Source organism: Wenjunlia tyrosinilytica, from assembly GCF_014646055.1.
Classification (GTDB): Bacteria; Actinomycetota; Actinomycetes; order Streptomycetales; family Streptomycetaceae; genus Wenjunlia; species Wenjunlia tyrosinilytica.
This window is the reverse complement of record NZ_BMMS01000029.1, coordinates 72,356-90,251: the sequence shown is the minus strand read 5'-3', so window position 1 is coordinate 90,251 and position 17,896 is coordinate 72,356. Positions and strand designations below refer to the sequence as shown.

General features: G+C 70.5%; 14 protein-coding genes. 6 read left to right on the top strand and 8 right to left on the bottom strand.

Annotation, left to right across the window (positions count from 1 at the left end):
- Window positions 1-78: 78 nt before the first annotated feature.
- Both IEY86_RS27860 and IEY86_RS27855 read right to left on the bottom strand, forming a co-directional pair.
- Window positions 79-1,548, bottom strand: coding sequence for a uracil-xanthine permease family protein (locus IEY86_RS27860; RefSeq protein WP_189134637.1), 1,470 nt, complete (start codon window positions 1,546-1,548; stop codon window positions 79-81).
- A 295-nt stretch (window positions 1,549-1,843) separates the two neighbouring features.
- On the bottom strand, window positions 1,844-3,529 hold the full coding sequence (locus tag IEY86_RS27855; protein WP_265805690.1) for a PucR family transcriptional regulator: 1,686 nt from the start codon (window positions 3,527-3,529) through the stop codon (window positions 1,844-1,846).
- A 221-nt stretch (window positions 3,530-3,750) separates the two neighbouring features.
- On the opposite strand from IEY86_RS27855, the gene IEY86_RS27850 reads away from it, so the two are divergent.
- Genes IEY86_RS27850 through IEY86_RS27840 form a run of 3 tightly spaced genes read left to right on the top strand, consistent with a single transcriptional unit; the run spans window position 3,751 to window position 7,543 of the window.
- On the top strand, window positions 3,751-4,659 hold the full coding sequence (locus IEY86_RS27850; RefSeq protein ID WP_189134635.1) for an oxamate carbamoyltransferase subunit AllH family protein: 909 nt from the start codon (window positions 3,751-3,753) through the stop codon (window positions 4,657-4,659).
- Window positions 4,656-6,125 carry an AllF/FdrA family protein gene (locus tag IEY86_RS27845; protein WP_229698815.1) on the top strand — a complete coding sequence of 490 codons (1,470 nt, stop codon included), beginning with the start codon at window positions 4,656-4,658 and terminating at the stop codon, window positions 6,123-6,125. Before IEY86_RS27850 ends, IEY86_RS27845 begins: the two co-directional genes overlap by 4 nt.
- A complete protein-coding gene (locus IEY86_RS27840) occupies window positions 6,122-7,543 on the top strand; it encodes a YlbE family protein (RefSeq protein WP_189134633.1) in 1,422 nt (473 codons plus the stop codon). The genes IEY86_RS27845 and IEY86_RS27840 overlap by 4 nt, the downstream gene beginning before the upstream one ends.
- A gap of 94 nt (window positions 7,544-7,637) precedes the next feature.
- Here the strand turns inward: IEY86_RS27840 and IEY86_RS27835 are convergent, their stop codons facing one another.
- From IEY86_RS27835 to IEY86_RS27810, 6 genes are all read right to left on the bottom strand, one after another.
- Window positions 7,638-8,789: an XdhC family protein gene (locus IEY86_RS27835; RefSeq protein ID WP_229698814.1), complete on the bottom strand. Its 1,152-nt coding sequence runs from the start codon at window positions 8,787-8,789 to the stop codon at window positions 7,638-7,640.
- A 198-nt stretch (window positions 8,790-8,987) separates the two neighbouring features.
- Window positions 8,988-9,692, bottom strand: a complete 705-nt coding sequence (locus IEY86_RS27830; protein ID WP_189134631.1) for a S1 family peptidase — start codon at window positions 9,690-9,692, stop codon at window positions 8,988-8,990.
- Window positions 9,693-9,925: 233 nt separating this feature from the next.
- Window positions 9,926-10,531: a GTP-binding protein gene (locus IEY86_RS27825; RefSeq protein ID WP_189134630.1), complete on the bottom strand. Its 606-nt coding sequence runs from the start codon at window positions 10,529-10,531 to the stop codon at window positions 9,926-9,928.
- Window positions 10,518-10,877: a DUF742 domain-containing protein gene (locus IEY86_RS27820; protein WP_189134629.1), complete on the bottom strand. Its 360-nt coding sequence runs from the start codon at window positions 10,875-10,877 to the stop codon at window positions 10,518-10,520. The genes IEY86_RS27825 and IEY86_RS27820 overlap by 14 nt, the downstream gene beginning before the upstream one ends.
- Window positions 10,878-10,889: 12 nt before the next feature.
- Window positions 10,890-11,327 (bottom strand): roadblock/LC7 domain-containing protein, encoded by a 438-nt coding sequence (locus IEY86_RS27815; protein ID WP_189134656.1) that lies wholly within the window; start codon window positions 11,325-11,327, stop codon window positions 10,890-10,892.
- Complete coding sequence (locus IEY86_RS27810) at window positions 11,327-13,759, bottom strand: sensor histidine kinase (RefSeq protein WP_189134628.1); 2,433 nt, start codon at window positions 13,757-13,759, stop codon at window positions 11,327-11,329. The genes IEY86_RS27815 and IEY86_RS27810 overlap by 1 nt, the downstream gene beginning before the upstream one ends.
- 537 nt (window positions 13,760-14,296) lie before the next feature.
- Here IEY86_RS27810 and IEY86_RS27805 point away from each other — a divergent pair.
- From IEY86_RS27805 to IEY86_RS27795, 3 genes are all read left to right on the top strand, one after another.
- The gene (locus tag IEY86_RS27805; RefSeq protein WP_189134627.1) at window positions 14,297-15,316 is read left to right on the top strand and encodes a substrate-binding domain-containing protein; all 1,020 of its coding nucleotides are present in this window, start codon (window positions 14,297-14,299) and stop codon (window positions 15,314-15,316) included.
- Window positions 15,317-15,593: 277 nt separating this feature from the next.
- Complete coding sequence (locus tag IEY86_RS27800; protein WP_189134626.1) at window positions 15,594-16,631, top strand: M28 family metallopeptidase; 1,038 nt, start codon at window positions 15,594-15,596, stop codon at window positions 16,629-16,631.
- Window positions 16,632-16,858: 227 nt separating this feature from the next.
- The gene (locus IEY86_RS27795) at window positions 16,859-17,893 is read left to right on the top strand and encodes a trypsin-like serine peptidase (RefSeq protein WP_189134625.1); all 1,035 of its coding nucleotides are present in this window, start codon (window positions 16,859-16,861) and stop codon (window positions 17,891-17,893) included.
- The last annotated feature ends 3 nt before the right edge of the window (window positions 17,894-17,896 follow it).

The window sequence follows — 17,896 nt, the reverse complement described above, 5'->3', positions numbered from 1 at the left end:
TGGTTCGGGCCCAGGAACGGTGTCCGGCCGGGCGGGGCGGGGCTGATCGCCCGGCCGGACTGTCGTCTCCGGGGGCCGTTAGGTGTCCGCTCGTGTGTGCGCGGAGGCCGCCGTGCTGTCGGTGCGCCCGGCGAGCGCCCCGGAGGGCCCGTCCGAGCCGTCCGCTCCCGCTCCGGTGGGCCGCTCGGCCGTGCCGCGAGCCCGGTCCAGGGAGACGAGCAGGTACGACGGGGCGACGGCGCGCAGGGCGTGGTAGGTGACGAGCGTCACGACCGTGCCGAGCGCGATGCCCTCCAGTGAGAAGTCGTCGGTGAACTTCACGGCGACACCGCCGATGCCGATCACCACACCCGCGGCGACCGGCACGAGGTTCAGCGGGTTGGCGAAGTCGACCCGGTTCTCGATCCAGATCTTCGCGCCCAGCAGGCCGATCATGCCGTACAGCACGACCGTGATGCCGCCGAGCACTCCTCCCGGAGTGGCCGCGACCAGTGCCCCGAACTTCGGGCACAGGCCGAACAGGACGGCCACGAACGCGGCCACGTAGTAGGCGGCGGTGGAGTAGACCCGGGTGGCGGCCATGACACCGATGTTCTCGGCGTAGGTGGTCGTCGGGGATCCTCCGACGGAAGTGGCGATCATGGTGCCGATTCCGTCCGCGCCGATCGCCCGGCCCATGCTCCCGTCGAGGTCCTGACCGGTCATCTCGGCCACGGCCTTGACGTGCCCGGCGTTCTCCGCGATGAGGGCGATCACCGCGGGCAGGGCGACGAGGATCGCCGAAGTCTTGAAATCGGGGGTGTGCATGCCGGGCAGTCCGAACCAGTGGGCGGCGTTCACCCCGTCCAGGTTCACCCGGAAGTGCTCGACCGCCTTGCCGTCCGCGCTGCCCGCGGGCACCGAGCTGATCTTCCCGGCCGTCTTGTCCAGCACCCAGGACAGGACGTAGCCGAGGACGAGGCCGAGGAAGACCGCTATTCGGGACCAGAAGCCGCGCAGCAGCACGGTCATGGCCACCACGGCCGCCATCGTGATGAGCGCGACCCACTGGTCCTGCGGCCAGTACACATGTGCGACCACGGGCGCGAGGTTGAAGCCGATGAGCATGACGACGCCACCGGTGACCGCGGGAGGCAGGATCCGGTTGAGGGCCCGTGCACCCGCGATGTGGATGAGGACGCCCGACGCGGCGAGGACCGCGCCGGCGACCAGGATCGCTCCGGTGACGGTGGCGTCGCTGCCGCCCGAGGCGCGTATCGCGGCCACGGCGCCGACGAAGGACGCGCTGGTCCCCAGGTAGCTGGGGACGCGGCCCTGGACGATCAGCAGGAAGGCGATCGTCGCGATGCCGGACATCATGATGGCCAGGTTGGGGTCGAGCCCCATCACGACCGGGAAGACGAACGTGGCGCCGAACATGGCGACCACATGCTGAGCTCCGATCCCGACCGTCCTGCCCCAGCTGAGGCGTTCGTCGGGACGTACCACCTCGCCCGGAGGCGGCGTGCTGCCGTCTCCGTGCAGTTTCCAGCCCAGTCCGAGTGTCATTTCGAGCAGCCTTCCAGAACTTTGGGGCGCGCCCCGGGGGGACCAATCGGGTGACCTGCTGTTGATCGCCGGACCTGTGGGTGACCATGTCGCGGCTGTGGCTGCGGGGGGCTGCACAGACGGCCGGCCGGGCCCGGGGGAGGGTGTCTCCCACCCCGAGGTTGGGGGAACGTTACGGAGCGTTCGAACGTGGTGGCTTGGGCGATTTCTGACCAAGTGATCGCCGTCCGGCTGTCAAGATCTGCCTCCGTCGCGAAGTCCGGACATTCCTGTTCGTTTTCCGGAGCGTCGGTGCTCACAGGCCACGCATACGGATGACCTGGAGCGCCACCTCCACGTTGAGCCGCAGATGCGGGTCGGTGGTGAACGGCCCGAGGAGCCTTTCCAGCTTGCCGATGCGATAGCGCAGCGTGTTGTAGTGGAAATGCAGGATCCGGGCCGTCTCCGCCACGTTGAGATTGGTGTCGAGCAGCACCTGCAACGTCGTGCGCAGGTCGTCCGTCTCCGGGTCGTCGCGAGTCGCCAGCTCCCGCAGTGTCGCCCTCATGAAACCGGTGAGCTCCGCCGAGTCCGGCACCAGGCTCAGCAGCCGGAAGACGCCGAGGCTGTCGAAGTCCGCCACCGCGCCGGGCCCGTGCATCTGCCGGCCGACCTTGGCCGCCCGGCGCGCCTGCTCGTAGGCCTCGGGCAGCAAGGAGGGGTCGGTTATCACCCGGCTCAGCCCGGTGGAGAACGCGCGTCTGCCGCCTCCGCCGTCCCCGGAGACCTTGGCGGTCATCTGCTGCACCATCTCGCCCGGTGGCCGACCGGGCCGCACGCCCATCACCACCACGACTTCCTGGCTGTAGCCCACCACCGCCGCCGTGCTGTCGCGTTCTCGCACGACCATCGTCCATGCGGTGGCGAAGCGCTCATGGGCCGGGCGCAGGTCACGCAGCTGTCCGTCGGGCCCGGATTCCAGCTCGGCGACGACGACCACCATGGGGCGGTCGATGTCCCAGCCGAGCGAGGCGCAGTGCGGCACTGTGCGCTCGGGGCCGCCTGCGCGCCCGGCCAGGAGGTCGCGCAGAAAGTCCCCCTGGTATTTGCTCTCCACCGCGGCGACGGCCAGTTCCTTGGTGATCACCAGCGCGCCGGTGGCCGCTCCGCGCTCCAGCAGGTGCACATCGCTGTCGTCCGGCTGCCGCCCGTCGGTGATCAGCACGACCCTGCCGTGGTCGAGTGAACCGGCGAGTATCGGCACCAGGACGATCCGCTCGTGGGGCTCCTCGAGGGCCCGCGGCCCGTGTTTGTAGCGCTCGACGAGGAATCGCCCGCTGGCGTCGAAGCAGCCGGGGGGCGGCGGCGGGCCGTCGGGCGGGTCGGAGCGGGCCAGCACGCGGCCGTCGGGTGTCGTCACCATCACCGTGCCGCCGAGCAGGGCCGTCAGCTCGCCTGTCAGCTCGGCGAGGCTGCCGCCTGCCAGGACCAGATTCACCAGCGCGCGGTGCACCTCCTCGGACCGGGACAGGACCGAGGCATGCCGGTCGAGGATGTCCGGCAGCACCTGGTTGAGGATGTCGTCGAACGCGACGTCGTCCGGGAGGCGGATGAGCGGCAGCCCGTGCCGGTCGGCGGCGGCGAGCATCTTCGGGGGAGGCTCGTCGATGTAGCGGCCGAACTTGACGGCAAGGGCCGCGACATGGGCCTGCTCCAGACCGTCGACCAGGTCTGCCAGCGCCTGAGGACTGTCACGCAGCGGGTAGCCGGTCGTCAGCAGCAGCTCATGCGGTTTGGTCCACGGGAGGATGTCGGGTACCTCCATGACGTTGAGCCGCTGCACCACCCGGTCCAGCCCGTGCCCTCCCGCCACCACCCGGGCTCCCTCGAGGCACGGGGCTTTGAGGACCTGGCGGACGGAGACACCGAGTGTCAGTCTTCCGGTGCCGCCGGCGGGCGCGGGCCCGGAGGCCGGTCCGGCCGTGCCCGGCTCGCCCGCCACAGGTCCGTCCGCCGCCGTCCGGGCCGCGCCTGGCAAGTTCTGCGAAGGACGCACGGAATCCTTGGCACTTATTTCCATGGGCGAACCATAGGTGGCTGAATACGTTTGCAATAGATGTCCGAGTCGAATCGTTTCCGCCCTGTATTGCAACGCACACAGTGGCGACCGCGACCTCCGGCGTCCCTTATCAGACGATTCGATCAGGCGGGAGGTCGCCTTCAGTGACAACTGCCCACCGTGTCGGACAGGCTCAGCAGTCCCATGTCGCACTGCCTGGCGCTGCTTCTCGGACACTGCTGCCACTACTGCGGGGGCCACGGATCCCGGCGAGGATTCTCGCGGTCTTCCCCTCCGCGGTGTATCTGGCGGCGGCCGACGGCACCGTCGTCGCCCTGCTCACGTCGGACGCGGTGCGGCTGCCGAACGGGATCGTGGTCGCCGAAAGCAGCACTCGGACGCCGTTCGCACAGCTCAGCGGTGAGGCGGGCGGCCTCGACAGGCAGGCCGTCGGCGCCCACTGCGGAGGCGGCGAGGTACAGGTGGGACCGCTCACGGTGCGGGCCACCCGTTGGTGGGCGCCACGGCGCCCCCGGCCCCCCGCCGACCCCGCGCGGCTCAGAGGCCGCGTCCGCGCCTTCGGCCACGCCCTGGGCACCGCGATCACTGGCCGAGCATCACCCGGCCTTCCCGCAGCCGGCCGTGTCGCACTGGCCGAGCTGACGGTGTTCGCCGCCCGGAACAACCCGCAGGCGTGCCTCACAGCGGCCCAGCGCCTCGTCGGACTCGGCCCCGGCCTGACCCCCAGCGGCGACGACGCCCTCAGCGGATTCCTCATGGCCCTGCGTCACTTGGGGAACCGGCCGCTGGACCTGCGGCTGCGCACGGAGGGACGCACTCCTGATCTGTCCGCCGCCCTGCTCGAACACGCCGCCCGAGGCGACGGCTGCGACCAGGTCGTCGGTCTCCTCGACGCGGTCGCGGGCCACACGCCTGTGCACGACGCCCTGGCAGATCTGCTGTCCGTGGGCCATACCTCGGGCGCGGACCTGAGTCTCGGTGTGCTGGCCGGCGCTCACGCCGTCCTGGCCCACCGGCTCGAGACCACGCCGCAATGGAAGGAGTCTTTGTGACCAGCGCTCTGGAGCTACGGCGCGGCACCTACCGCGACTCGGTGACCCTCATGCAGGTCAGCCGGGCGGTCGGCGCCGCGGAAGGCGTCGACAGCGCGTTCATCGCCATGGCGACCGAACTCAACCTCGGCCTGCTCGCCGGCATGGGCTTCGAGGTCCCCGACGGTGCCGGGCCCAACGACATGGTCGTCGCGATCCGCGCCGCCGACGGGGAAGCCCTGCGGCGCGCTGGTCAACACCTGGACGAGGCACTCGCCGCGGCCGCCGCTCCCGCGGCGGCGGGTGGTGCTTGTCCAGGCCCCGTTCCGCGCACGGCCGACGCCGCCCCCGGAGCGACCCTGGCGCTGATCTCGGTGGCCGGACCGTATGTCTTCGCCGAAGCCATGGGCGCCCTCGAAGCCGGCCTCGACGTCATGGTGTTCAGCGACAACGTCCCCGTCGCGCACGAGATCCTGCTCAAGGACCGGGCGCGTGAGCGCGGGCTGATGGTCATGGGCCCCGACTGCGGCACGGCGGTCATCGGCGGCGCGGGCCTGGGCTTCGCCAACGCGGTGCGCCCCGGACGGGTGGGCATCGTGGCGGCCTCGGGAACGGGATCGCAGCAGCTGATGTGTCTGCTGCACGCCGGCGGCGCGGGCGTCAGCCACTGCGTAGGCGTGGGCGGGCGCGATCTGTCCGAGGCGGTGGGCGCCCGTTCGACGCTCCAGGCGCTGGAGTTGCTCGACGACGACCCGGCCACCGATCTGATCGTCGTGGTGTCCAAACCCCCCTCCCCCGCGGTGGCCCAGAAGGTCGCCCAGTACGCGGCCGGACTGTCCACCCCGGTCCTGCTCGCCCTGCTCGGCCGGGGCCAGGACGACCTGACGCTGTCGGCGGCCAAGGCACTGGCGGCGCTCGGCGAGGACCGGCCGGACGAGTGGCCCTCCTGGATTCCCGACCGGCCCCGTTCCGCGCGGCGGGGTGCGCTGCGCGGCCTGTACTGCGGCGGCACCCTCTGCGACGAGGCCATGGTGATCGCGGCCGACACCCTGGGGCCGATCGCTTCCAACATCCCGCTCGAGCCGGGCTGGTCCCTGCCCGCCGACCTGCGGGCCGACGGGCACTACATGATCGACTTCGGCGACGACGGGCTGACCGCGGGGCGCCCGCACCCCATGATCGACCCCGGTCTGCGACTGGAACGGCTGGCGGAGGTGCTGGCCGACCCCGCCACCGGCGCCGTCCTGCTCGACGTGGTGCTCGGCCATGGAGCCCACCCCGACCCCGCGGCAGGACTGGCGGAGGTCATCCGGGCGGCCGGACCGGAAGCACCGCCCGTGGTGGTCTCCCTGTGCGGCACCGACCAGGACAGCCAAGGGCTCGACGCACAGGCCCGTACCCTGGTCTCCGCCCGCGCCGAGGTCCACCTGTCCAACGCCTCGGCAGCTCGCCGGGCCGTATCGCTCACGAAGGACCAGCCGTCATGACCCTGTCCTCCCCCGCCGACGGCCGCCTCCTTCGCCGTGACCCGACGGTCGCGACGGCAGGCGTGGGCCTGCTGGCCGACTCCCTCGCCGCGCAGGCCGTGCCGGTGACCCGTCTCGACTGGCGCCCACCCACCGCGGACAGCACCGACGCTCTCAACCGGGTGCTCGCCGACCCGCGCCGTGCGGAGGCCAACCGGACCGCGGTGAACCGGGTCCTGTCCTCGACCGCGCAGCTGGTGAATGTGCGCCCGGCCGCCGAGGCCCTGGGGTTGAAGCCCGGCCAGTTCCTCCACGCCGGACCGCCGATCACCTGGGAACGCGCCTCGGGGCCGATGCGCGGCGCGCTCGTCGGAGCCATGCTCTTCGAAGGTCTGGCCGACACCCCCGAAGAGGCCGAGAAGCGGCTGGCGGCCGGGAACGCGGAGCTGGAGCCCTGCCACCATCTCGGAGCCGTGGGGCCGATGGCCGGGATCGTCAGCCCGTCGATGTGGGTGTTCGAGCTGGAGGACACCGCACACGGCACACGCGCCTGGTGCTCGCTCAACGAGGGGCTCGGCAAGGTGCTTCGGTACGGCGCCTTTGGCCCCGAGGTCATCGAGCGGCTGCGGTGGATGAGCGCGGTGCTCGGCCCGCTGCTGGGCAGCGCGGTGCGCGGCCATGGGCCGGTCGACATCCGCGCGATCATCGCCCAGATGCTCCAGATGGGCGATGAGGGACACAACCGCAACCGCGCCGGGACGCTCATGCTGCTGCGCGAGCTGACCGCCGACATCATCGAGTCGGGCGCTCCGTCCAAGGACGCCGCGGACGCCTTCCGCTTCATCGGGGGCAATGACCACTTCTTCCTCAACCTGGTGATGCCCGCGTGCAAGCTCGCCCTTGACGCCGCACGCGGTGTGCCCGGTTCCACGATGGTGGTGGCCATGGCCCGCAACGGCACCGACTTCGGCATCCAGGTGTCCGGCACCGGCGATCGGTGGTTCACCGGACCGGCGAAGGTACCGGACGGGCTCTACCTCGGCTCCTACGGTCCCGCCGACGCCAACCCCGACATCGGCGACTCGGCCATCACCGAGACCGCCGGCCTCGGTGGCTTCGCGATGGCGGCCGCTCCCGCCATCGTCCGCTTCGTCGGCGGGCGAGTGGACGACGCGCTCGACGCGACCCGCCGCATGTACGGCATCTCGTTGGCGGAGAACACCGCCTACGCGGTGCCGGTCCTGGACTACCGCGGCACGCCCACCGGTATCGACGTCACCCGGGTCGTCAGGACCGGAGTGCTGCCGCAGATCAACACCGGCATCGCCGGGCGCGTTGCCGGGACCGGCCAGGTCGGCGCGGGTCTCGTCACACCGCCCGAGGAATGCTTCACGGCGGCGCTCGCCGCGCTGGCCCGCAAGGCGCCGGCGTTCCCCTGATCGCCGGGACCGGGGCGCCAACGGTTGGAGGTTCTCACCGCATTCGGCGGTGAGAACCTCCAACCGTTGCGACCGGAATCGGGAGGCGACGGGATCAGGGGAACCGGTGGGCGGCGGCCGCCGCCATGGCGGGAGCGCCCGTGTGGATCGGCCCGGTGGTGCGGGCCAGGTGTTCGCCCGAACCCCCGCGGCGGCACTTGATGATTTCCGCGAGCACGGCTATCGCGGTCTCCTGCGGCGTCCGCGCCCCCAGGTCGAGTCCTATCGGCGAGTGCAGACGGCTCAGTTCCTCCGCTCCGACGCCTGCCTCCCGCAGCCGCTCCAGCCGGTCCGCGTGGGCGCGTCGGCTGCCCATGGCGCCGACGTATCCGGCGGGGGAACGCAGAGCCCGGACCAGGACCGGCACATCGAACTTGGGGTCATGGGTGAGCACGCAGACGGCGGTACTGGAACTCACCTCCACACTCCTCCAGTACCGATCGGGCCAGTCGACCACGACCTCGTCGGCGTCGGGGAATCGCTCGGCAGTGGTGAACACCGCTCTGGCGTCGCAGACCGTCACCCGGAATCCGGCGAAGCTGCCCGCCTGCGCCACCGCCGCGGCGTGGACGTTGGACCCGAACACCAAAAGGGCGGGAGCGGGCACGCAAGAGCGGACAAAGACGACTTCGGTGCCGTCCGGATCGCCGAGCACGCCCACGCGTTCCGGGCCGTCGGCGCCAAGGCGCACCAGACCCGACTCGCCGTATTCCAGCATGGTCGTCGCCGCGTCCACCACACGCCCGTCGCGCCCGCCGGACCCGACGTCCGCGAGCCCCACGACCGCACGGGTGCCGACGCGCACGGGATCGGGTGAGCGGACGACCGTGGCCACCGCCAGTCGGGCGCCCGCACGCAGGGCGCGGGCAAGGGATCTGAAGTCGGGCCAGTGGGCCGGGTCCACGGGTTCGACGAACACCTCGATCGTTCCCCCGCAGGTCAGGCCCACCATGGCGGCGTCGATGTCGCTGACCCCGTACGCGGCCGTCTCCGGTCGCCCCGTGGCGAGCACCTCACGTGCCAGCTCGTACACGGCACCCTCGACGCAGCCGCCGGAGACACTGCCGAGGACCCGGCCGTCGGCGCGCACCGCCATCACCGCCCCGGTCTCCCGCGGCGCGCTGCGCTGTGTGGAGATCACGGTCGCCAACGCGAACGCGGCCCCGTCGGCGAACCACCGCTCCAGATCGTCCAGCAGCTCACGCAAGCCGCCCACCTCCTCGGATCCCGAGGTGCCAGTACACGTCCCGGACTCGGAGGGACGCCACGGCAACATCTGACAACCGTGCCACGAGCGGATTGCGCGACGTCACGGTCGGGCGTGCACGGCGGCCGCCGACGAGTCACCTACCGGGCTTGACGCCTTCATCGCCATCAGTGGCCGCCGGCGCCCGGCCGTCGTCGTTCACAGGTCCAGTCCGGTGGTCTGCTCCATCCACGAGAGCCTGTTGGCCACACTGGCGAAGACGAAGCTCCTTGAGTTGGACACAACGCCGACCTGCTTGCCATCGACGAACAGCGGACCACCGGAGTCGCCGGAGCCGAATTCGCCACTGACCGCGGAGGTGCACACGCCCGGCCCGTTGGCCCCGTCCTTGCAGTCCCCGCCGGTCTTGTCGACCTTGACCTGTGCGGTCTTCAGCTTCTCCGACAGCTGGCCGGTCTCGGTCATTCCCCAGCCGGACACCTCACCGGTGGAGCCGACCGCGGGGTCGGTGTCGGCGAGGGACGCCGTGGCGGCCGAGCCGGCGCTGTCCTGCAGTTCCAGCAGCGCGAGATCGAACCCCGCTTGGATGTGCTGGTTCTTCACCGCGAGGGCGGTGCCCTTGCCCTGCTCCAGGCTGCCGACGAGAACCTTGACGGCCTTCACCGCTCCGCCTTCATTGGCCTCCGCGCAGTGCGCGGCGGTGAGCACCCACTTCTCGTTGATGAGCGATCCCCCGCACAGGGAGTCGCCGTTGTCCCTGGTCGTCGTGACCTGGACCATGCCGGCCGGCGCGTCGGCCGCCTCCTGGCCGTTGGTGATGGCGTGCACCGAACCGGAGACGACTGCTGTGGTGATGAGACCGGTGAAAAGGCCGGCGGCGACGATCGCATGACGACGGCGCATGAGGACGATGCCCCTTTCCCTATCGAGGTTGACGGCAGGAGGCGTCGGCGGCGGCCGGGAAAGGAACCCGGTCGGGCGCCGGCGGTGCTTCGTGCCCGATGAGACGTCGGCCCCATGGAGGGGGTTCATGGAGAGAGCATTAAATGAACTTAAGACCGCGCTCGAGCCGAACTCCCTGCGGCGCTTCGTGTGAAGCCACCACGACAGCAAGGCGCCGCCCTTCCCGCCGCGTCTCAACCGGCGGGTTCGGGGGTGGGTTGCGCGGCGGCGACCGCGATGAGGTGGTCCATCAGGGCCAGCAGCACATCGCGGCAGGAGGCGCGTTCGCGGGCGTCGCACGGTACGACCGGGGTGCCATGGGGCAGGGCCAGGGCGTCGCGGATGGACTCGGAAGCGTAGAGGTGCTCTCCGTCGAAGCCGTTGGCACCGACGACGAACGGGATGCCACGCCGTTCGAAGAAGTCGATGGCGGCGAAGCTGGTCTCCAGACGGCGGGTGTCGACGAGGACCACGCCGCCCAGCGCGCCGAGCGCGAGATCGTTCCACATGAACCAGAAGCGCTGCTGTCCAGGGGTGCCGAACAGGTACAGGACGAGGTCGGGGGTCAGGGTGATACGGCCGAAGTCCAGCGCCACCGTCGTCGTGCCCTTGTCCTCGACACCCGACAGATCGTCCACCTCCACGCCGGCCTCGGTCAGGTACTCCTCGGTGTGCATGGGGGTGATCTCGCTGACGGAGCCGACCATCGTCGTCTTTCCGACCCCGAACCCCCCGGCGATGAGGATCTTGACCGCCTCGGGCGCGCGGGCGGCCCCGGGAGCCGTGTCAGAGCCGGGCAATGCCGTCCCTCACTTTCTGGAGCAGGGCGCGGTCCGGACTCCCGGACGCTTGGACAGGGGGCCGGGCAGTGGTGATCCTGCCGTCGTCGAGGAGGTCGCACAGCATGATGGTGACCACGCTGAAGGGCAGGTCGAGGTGGGCGGCGATCTCCGCCGCGGCCGTGGGTACCCGGCAACGGCGCAGGATCATCAGATGCTCCGGCTGGAGACCGGTGACCGGGGCCGGTTGCGGGTCCACGGTGGTGACCAGCGTGATCAGGGTGAAGTCGGCCCGGCTGGGCTGGGTTCGGCCGCCGACCAGGGCGAAGGGGCGCACGAGGCGGCCGCCCGTGCCGCTGCCGTTCACACGGTCCCCGATCTACTCACCGTTGGCCGCGGGGCCGACCGCTTGATTGCGCGGCGCCACACCGAGGTGGTCACCGATCTTCTTGGCCAGCATGTTCATCTCGTAGGCCACCACGCCGACGTCGGCGCTGCGGGTGGTCAGGACCGCGAGGTGGGCACCGGCGCCGGGAGCGGCCGAGGTGAGGATCAGATAGCCGTTGCGCATCTCGATGAGCGCCTGGTGCACGGCGCCGCCGTCGAAGTGGCCGCAGATGCCGCGGCCGAGACTCATCAGGCCGGACGAGGTCGCGGCTAGGCGCTCGGCGTCGCTGCGGGAGAAGGACGTCGACTTGCTGACCACCAGTCCGTCCTCCGAAAGCACTACGCAGTGGCGGACATCGGCGACCCGCTGCACCAGCCCGGTCAGCAACTGGTCGAGCGGTCGGTCGGTGGCTGGGCTGGTCGGCGTCATCATGCGTCCTTTGCGGGCAATGGGCTGGAGAACTGGTCACGAGCGTGCTGCGTGCCGCGTTGGAAGGCCGAAAGGGACGAGGCGGCCTCTTCCGCGGACGGGGCCGGGTGGGTGCTGTCGGAGCCCGCATCGGCCGGTTCGGCCGTGGCCGGCTCCTCACGCAGTTCCGCCGCCAAGCTGGTCTGGGGGACGCGGCGAGGCAGCGGGGCGGGCCCGCCGGACGGGGGGCGCAGGGGCTTCGGGGCTTCCCCGGGGCTGTTCCCGCCACCTGCTCTCCCGTTGACGTGCGCCCGGTCCTGGCGGGCGTCGGCCGCCGAGGGCACGGCTGGCCCGCTCGAGGCGGCAGGCACCTCGGACGGGGAGGGAGCGGCCGCCGGGGAGCGAGCGGCCGCCGTGCCGCCTGCTGTTGGCTCACAGGCGGCGCGCGGACGCCGTTGCGGCAGCGTCCTGCCCGCCTGCTTCGCCGGCACAGCGAGGGTGTCCTTGTCCGCGCCCCCGGGGGACTCACGGACGACGATGTCCTCGGGTATCAGCACGATCGCGGTACTGCCCCCGAAGGGCGAGGAGCGCAGAGTGATCCTGATGCCGTGCCTGGCGGCCAGTCGTCCGACGACGAACATGCCCAGCCGTGAGTCGTCGGCCAGAGCCATCACATCGAACCGAGGGGGCTCGGCGAGCTGACGGTTCCACGTGGCGTAGTCCTCCTCGGACATCCCCACCCCGCGGTCCTCGATCTCGACTCCGAGCCCCTTGGCCACGAGCTCGGTACGGACCTTCACGGGGTTGGGAGCGGGCGAGAACACGGTGGCGTTCTCGATCAGCTCGGCCAGCAGGTGGATCACGTCGGCCACCGCCGGTGCCGCCAGCCACGCGTCACCGACGGCGTGCACGGTGACCCGCTGGTACTCGGCGACCTCGCCGACCGCGCCGCGCAGCACATCCACCACCGCGACGGGCTCGCTCCAGCGGCGGCCCGGCTGCCCGCCGCTGATGATCACCAGGTTCTCCTCGTAGCGGCGCATCTGACTGGCCGTCGAGTCCAGCTCGTACAGTCCGGCGAGCACCGCCGGGTCCTGATGCTCGCGCTCCAGCGCGTCGAGGGTGCTCAGCTGGCGGTTGACCAGATTCTGACTGTGCCGGGCGACACCCAGGATGACCTTCTGGAAGCCCCTTCGGGTGTCCGCCAGCTCCACCGCGCTGTTGACCGCGGTGCGCTGTGCGGCGTTGAACGCCTCGGCCACTTGCCCGAGCTCGTCGGTGCCGTAGTCGAGGGCGGGGGATTCGGCGTCCACATCGATGCGCTCCCCGCGGTTGAGCCGGTCCACCACGTCCGGCAGCCGTGCCTGCGCCAGCCGCAAGGTGGCCTGCCGCAGGCCGCGCAGCCGCCGCGACAGGGAACGGGTGATCCTCCAGGACAGCAGGGCGGACAGCAGGACGGCCGCCAGCCCCCCGGCGCTGACCCAGGCGGCCTCGGTCAGCAGGTCGCGGGCCTTGCCGCTGCTGTGGTCCAGCAGGACGGCGGTGCGCTGCCGGATCAGGCGTGACTGATCCTGTGACAGCTTGTCGAGAGCGGAGCGCCACTGCGCCGAGCGGTCCGGAAGCGCGACACCCGCGGCGGATCGGCCACCGGCGCCGCGGGCAGCGACGATGTCGTCCTCGACCGACTCCATCGTGCGCCACTGGCCGCTGGTGATGATCCGCCGGACCGCGGTCTTGGTGGTGCCGGTCAGGAAGGGAGTGATCTGCGTGCGGACGAGCCAGCGCCGGGCGCCGACCAGCCGGGCGAACTCCGCGGACTGGGGCGCGCTCAGGCGCCTGTTGGGCCAGGCCAGCGTCAGCATCGCGTCACCTTGCGAGACGAGCTCCGCCGCGTGCTCCAGCGCCACCAGCGGCCCGGCCTCTGACGTCAGGTCGCCGTCGTCCACCTGCGACAGCTCCTGGAATGCGTCGATCTGAGCGCCGATGATCTCGGTGTACTGCCCCAGCGTCTGCTGGGGATCGATGTCGCTGGGATCGTCCACCTGGCTTCGGTAGTACTCCAGGCTCTCCGCGGCCGCCGTGACCGGATACATGCGCTCCCTGATCCTGTCGGACGCCTTCTTCAGCTCCCCCGACCGGTCGGCGAGCTTCTTGACCGCCGCGTCGGTGGCACCGCGCTGCCTGAGGAGCTCAGCCTTGGAGGAGTCCGGCCCGGCCAGCCACTCGGCCGAGAGGCGGCGCTCGTGCTGGAGAGCGAGAGTGACCTCCGTCCCGAGGGCGCCCGTGGACCTGCTGAGCCCCGTCTGGGAGCGCAGCCGCAGCCCCTCGTCGAGCACCTGAGTGGTCGTCACACCCCAGACGGCGGTCAGGGTGAGGCTCGGGACCAGTGCGAGGAGCACCAGGGAGGTACGGATGGCGCCCAGACTGCGCCGAACGGCTATCCGTGGTGACATCGTCGTCCTAGAGCGAGAAGTGGCAGGCCGCGGAGCCGACCATGTGCGCGAGCAACATGGTCGAGGTGCGCAGGATGCTATCCGTATCGGCGCAAGTCGCACCCTTCCTGATCGGAACTTCTCCAGATGACGCCCGCGGGCCACCCGCCGTCCCGGCGATGGACGGTGAGGGGGCCGGGCGCGCGGCACGCCGGCCACGGCCGACGCCACCCAGGCCTCGGCAGCAGGTCACGGCCGCATCCGATGAGCGAGGGCACGGCACACGACGGAGACGGCCTTGGCGTTTGAGCGTGCGGGATACGGTCTTCGCGGGTGCGCCGGCCTGTCCTGTTCTGCTCTGCCGGCACCCGACCGAGCGGCCGGGCGGCGGACAAGGCTTGACAGTGGGTTACGGGACGAGTTGGCTCCGGGGTCAAGCACACCGACGCACCGCGACACGCAGTGCACGACGTGCTGCCGTCGCACGGGCATGCCCACTTCCCCGGCCCCGCGTCATCAGCCTTTTCCGCACATCCCAGTGAGGTTCCGGACAACACGATGGACCGCCGCTCTCGCAAGGCCCGAAGACTCACCGCCCTCCTCCCCGCCGTCCTGACAGCGTCCCTCCTTGCCACCGGCTGCAGCGGCGGCGACGCCGACAGCAAGTCCGATGGAGCGAGAGAAGGCGGCGCAGCGGGCAAGGCCGCCGGGACGCCCCGGATCAAAATCGCGATGGTCACCCACGCGGCCCCTGACGACACCTTCTGGGATCTCGTCCGCAGGGGTGCCGAGGTCGCTGCCGCCAAGGACAACGCCGAACTCCTCTACTCCAGCGACCCCAGCGGGGCGAAGCAGGCACGCCTGGTCCAGGAGGCGATCGACCGGAAGGTCGACGGAATCGCCGTCACCCTCGCCAAGCCGGAGGCCATGAAGTCCGCGATCGCCAAGGCGAGGGCGGCGCGCATCCCCGTCGTGGGGCTGAACTCCGGCATCGAGGCGTGGAAGTCCCAGGATGTCCTGGAGTACTTCGGCCAGGACGAGAGTGTCACCGGCCAGTCGCTCGGCCGGCGCCTGAACTCCCTCGGCGCCGAGCACACCCTCTGCGTGATCCACGAACGGGGCAACGTCGCGCTGGAGGCCCGCTGCGCCGGAGTGAAGAAGACATTCAAGAACACCACGGAGAACCTGTACGTCAACGGCGGAAACATGGGATCCGTGAGGTCGGCGATCACCGACAGACTTCAGGAGGACCCCTCCATCGACGAGGTCGTCACGCTCGGCGCCCCCTTCGCCCTCACCGCCGTCGGGTCCGTCTCCGACGCCGGCGCCAAGGCGAAGGTGGCCACCTTCGACCTCAACAAGGAACTGGTCCAAGCCGTCAAGGCCGGCAAGGTGCAACTGGCCGTGGACCAGCAGCCCTATCTGCAGGGCTATCTGGCGGTGGACGCCCTGTGGCTGTACAAGGCCAACGGCAACTACAGCGGCGGCGGCGCGGCCCCGGTCCTCACCGGTCCGGCCTTTGTCAGCAAGGACAACGTCGACGACGTGGCGAAGTTCGCCGCCAAGGGAACACGCTGACGCGCCGGATCCGGCCAAGGAGTGCCCCCCTTCCACGGCCTCGGCCGCGGACGGTCACGACGAGCCGGGAAGGGCCCCGACTCCGCACTCCTTCCGGGGACTCCGCAGACATTTGGCGCACCGGGCACTTGTCAATCTGGTTCCTTTGTGGGTCCTTGACGCGGTGTCACTCAGCCCGCAGGATCATGGCCACATCAGCGACTCGGCACCACCCCGGCACACCCGCGAGGCGGAGCCGATCATTCCAGTTGCCCTCGCCCGGATAGGAGCCGCCATCTTGTCCTCACTCTCCCATCCCACCGGCCCCGTCGAGCAGCCCGTACGAAAACGGCGCCCGCGCCGCGCGGCCCTCGCCGCAGGAGCGGCGTTCGCCCTCGGCGGTGCGGTGTTCGCCTCAGCCGTGGCTCCGGCATCGGCCGGAGCCCGCACGGCACCGCCGTCCGTACCGCCCAAGAGCGCCGCACCCAAGGCGCCGAACATACCCGTGGCCAACGTCAAGGCCCACCTGCGCAAACTGCAGTCGATCGCCAACGCCAACGGCGGCAACCGCGCCCATGGGCGGCCCGGCTACAAGGCATCGGCCGCCTACATCAAGGGCAAACTCGACGCGGCGGGCTTCACCACCAGGCTCAGCCCCTTCACCTACAACGGAGTCACCGGCTGGAATCTCATAGCCGATTGGCCGGGCGGTGACACCCGGCACGTCATCATGGCCGGCTCGCATCTGGACTCCGTCCGCAACGGTCCGGGGATCAATGACAACGGCTCCGGCTCCGCCGGCGTTCTCGAGGTCGCCCTGGCGGTGTCGCGGGCGAAGCTCCACCCGGCCAAGCACCTGCGATTCGGCTGGTGGGGCGCTGAGGAGCTGGGCATGGTGGGCTCCAAGAACTATGTGGACAACCTGTCGCAAAGCGCGCGGTCCAAGATCGACGGCTATCTCAACTTCGACATGATCGGCTCTCCCAACCCGGGGTACTTCGTCTACGACAACGACCCCGAGCTCGAGTCCGTCTTCACGAAGTGGTTCAAAGCCAAGGGCATCCCCACCGAGATCGAGACCGAGGGCGACGGCCGCTCGGACCACGCCCCCTTCGAGGCCGCGGGCATACCCGTGGGCGGCCTCTACAGCGGCGGGGAGACCCCCAAGTCACCTGAGCAGGCACGCAAATGGGGCGGCGAGGCCGCAAAGGCCTTCGACCCCTGCTACCACCGGTCGTGCGACACGTCGTCGAACATCGGCGCCAAGGGGCTGGACAACAACGCCGACGCCATTGCCCACGCCATCTGGACACTTGGCACCACGAAGGTTGAGTAGCCGCCCCGGTGCGAAGAACGGCCCCCCATGCGGCCGCCGACGGGAGCGGGGCCCGAGTGGACACGGGGCGTCGGCGGCCACCGGCGGTGGCGTGAAAACTGGGTACACAGGAAAATATCTGTGAACACATGGAACCAGTGTGGCGCGGTGTGCGTAATTCAAGGCATCGAAGGGAGTTCGACACTCCCACCGATACGCACAACACGTCCCCACACACAGGAGGTCCCATGTCATCCCCCAACGCACAGGCGCCGCGCCGCAATCACGGACTCGCGGGGCTGGGAGCCGGTCGGCTCGGATCAGGCCTCGCCGCCTGCGCCATCTCGCTGGTCCTTGGGGCGACCGCGACCGCCTGCCAGGACAATTCCGATGGCAAGGCGCCTGCTTCGGGCAGCAAGGAGCGGATAGCCGCCGGCAAGGAGGGCTCCGGCGACCAGGGTGCCACGGACCCCACACCGCAGACCGTGGAGGCCAAACCGGTGGCCACGCCCTACAGTGGCAGCAGGTTCGGTGGTGTCGCGGGCAGGCTGTTCAGCGACCTTCCCAAGGGGGAGACAGAGGGTTGCACCGCCACAGTGGTCAAGGACCCGGCGCACCCGGGCAAGTCGAACCTCGTCTGGACGGCGGGGCACTGCGTCCACGGGGGCAAGGGCGGCACCTGGCACCGCAACGTGACCTTCTTTCCCGCCTTCAACGACAAGGGACTTCCGGCCGCCCGCATCAACAGCGCGGCCCCGAAGGACCTCGCCCCGTTCGGCGCCTGGAAGGCCGACGACGTCTCGGCGTCCTCCCAGTGGATCTCCGAGGGGAGCGTCGGGGAGTCGGGCGAAGGCATGCCCTACGACTTCGCCGTTGTGCATGTGACGGGTCCCAGCGGGTCCAAGTCCCTTGAGGAAACGGTCGGTGCGGCCGTGCCCATCGACTTCGACGCTCCTCGGATGAAGGACATCGGGAAGGTGGCCGTGCGGGGATACCCCGATGCCCAGCCGTTCGGCGGTGTCAGGATGCTCTCGTGCGAGGACCGGCCGACGCGCCTGACCATGAAGGCCCGTCAGCCGACGCTGTACCGCATCGGCTGCACCATGACGAAGGGTGCGTCGGGCGGCGGCTGGTTCATGGAGGGCCCGGACGGCAATCCCGTGCTGGTGTCGAACACCTGCTACGGCCACTTCAAGGGCGCGCGGTGGCTGGCGGGCCCGCACCTCGGCCCCGAGGCGAAGGCCCTGTTCAACGCCATGAGCAAGAAGTTCGCCGGCGCGTAGGCC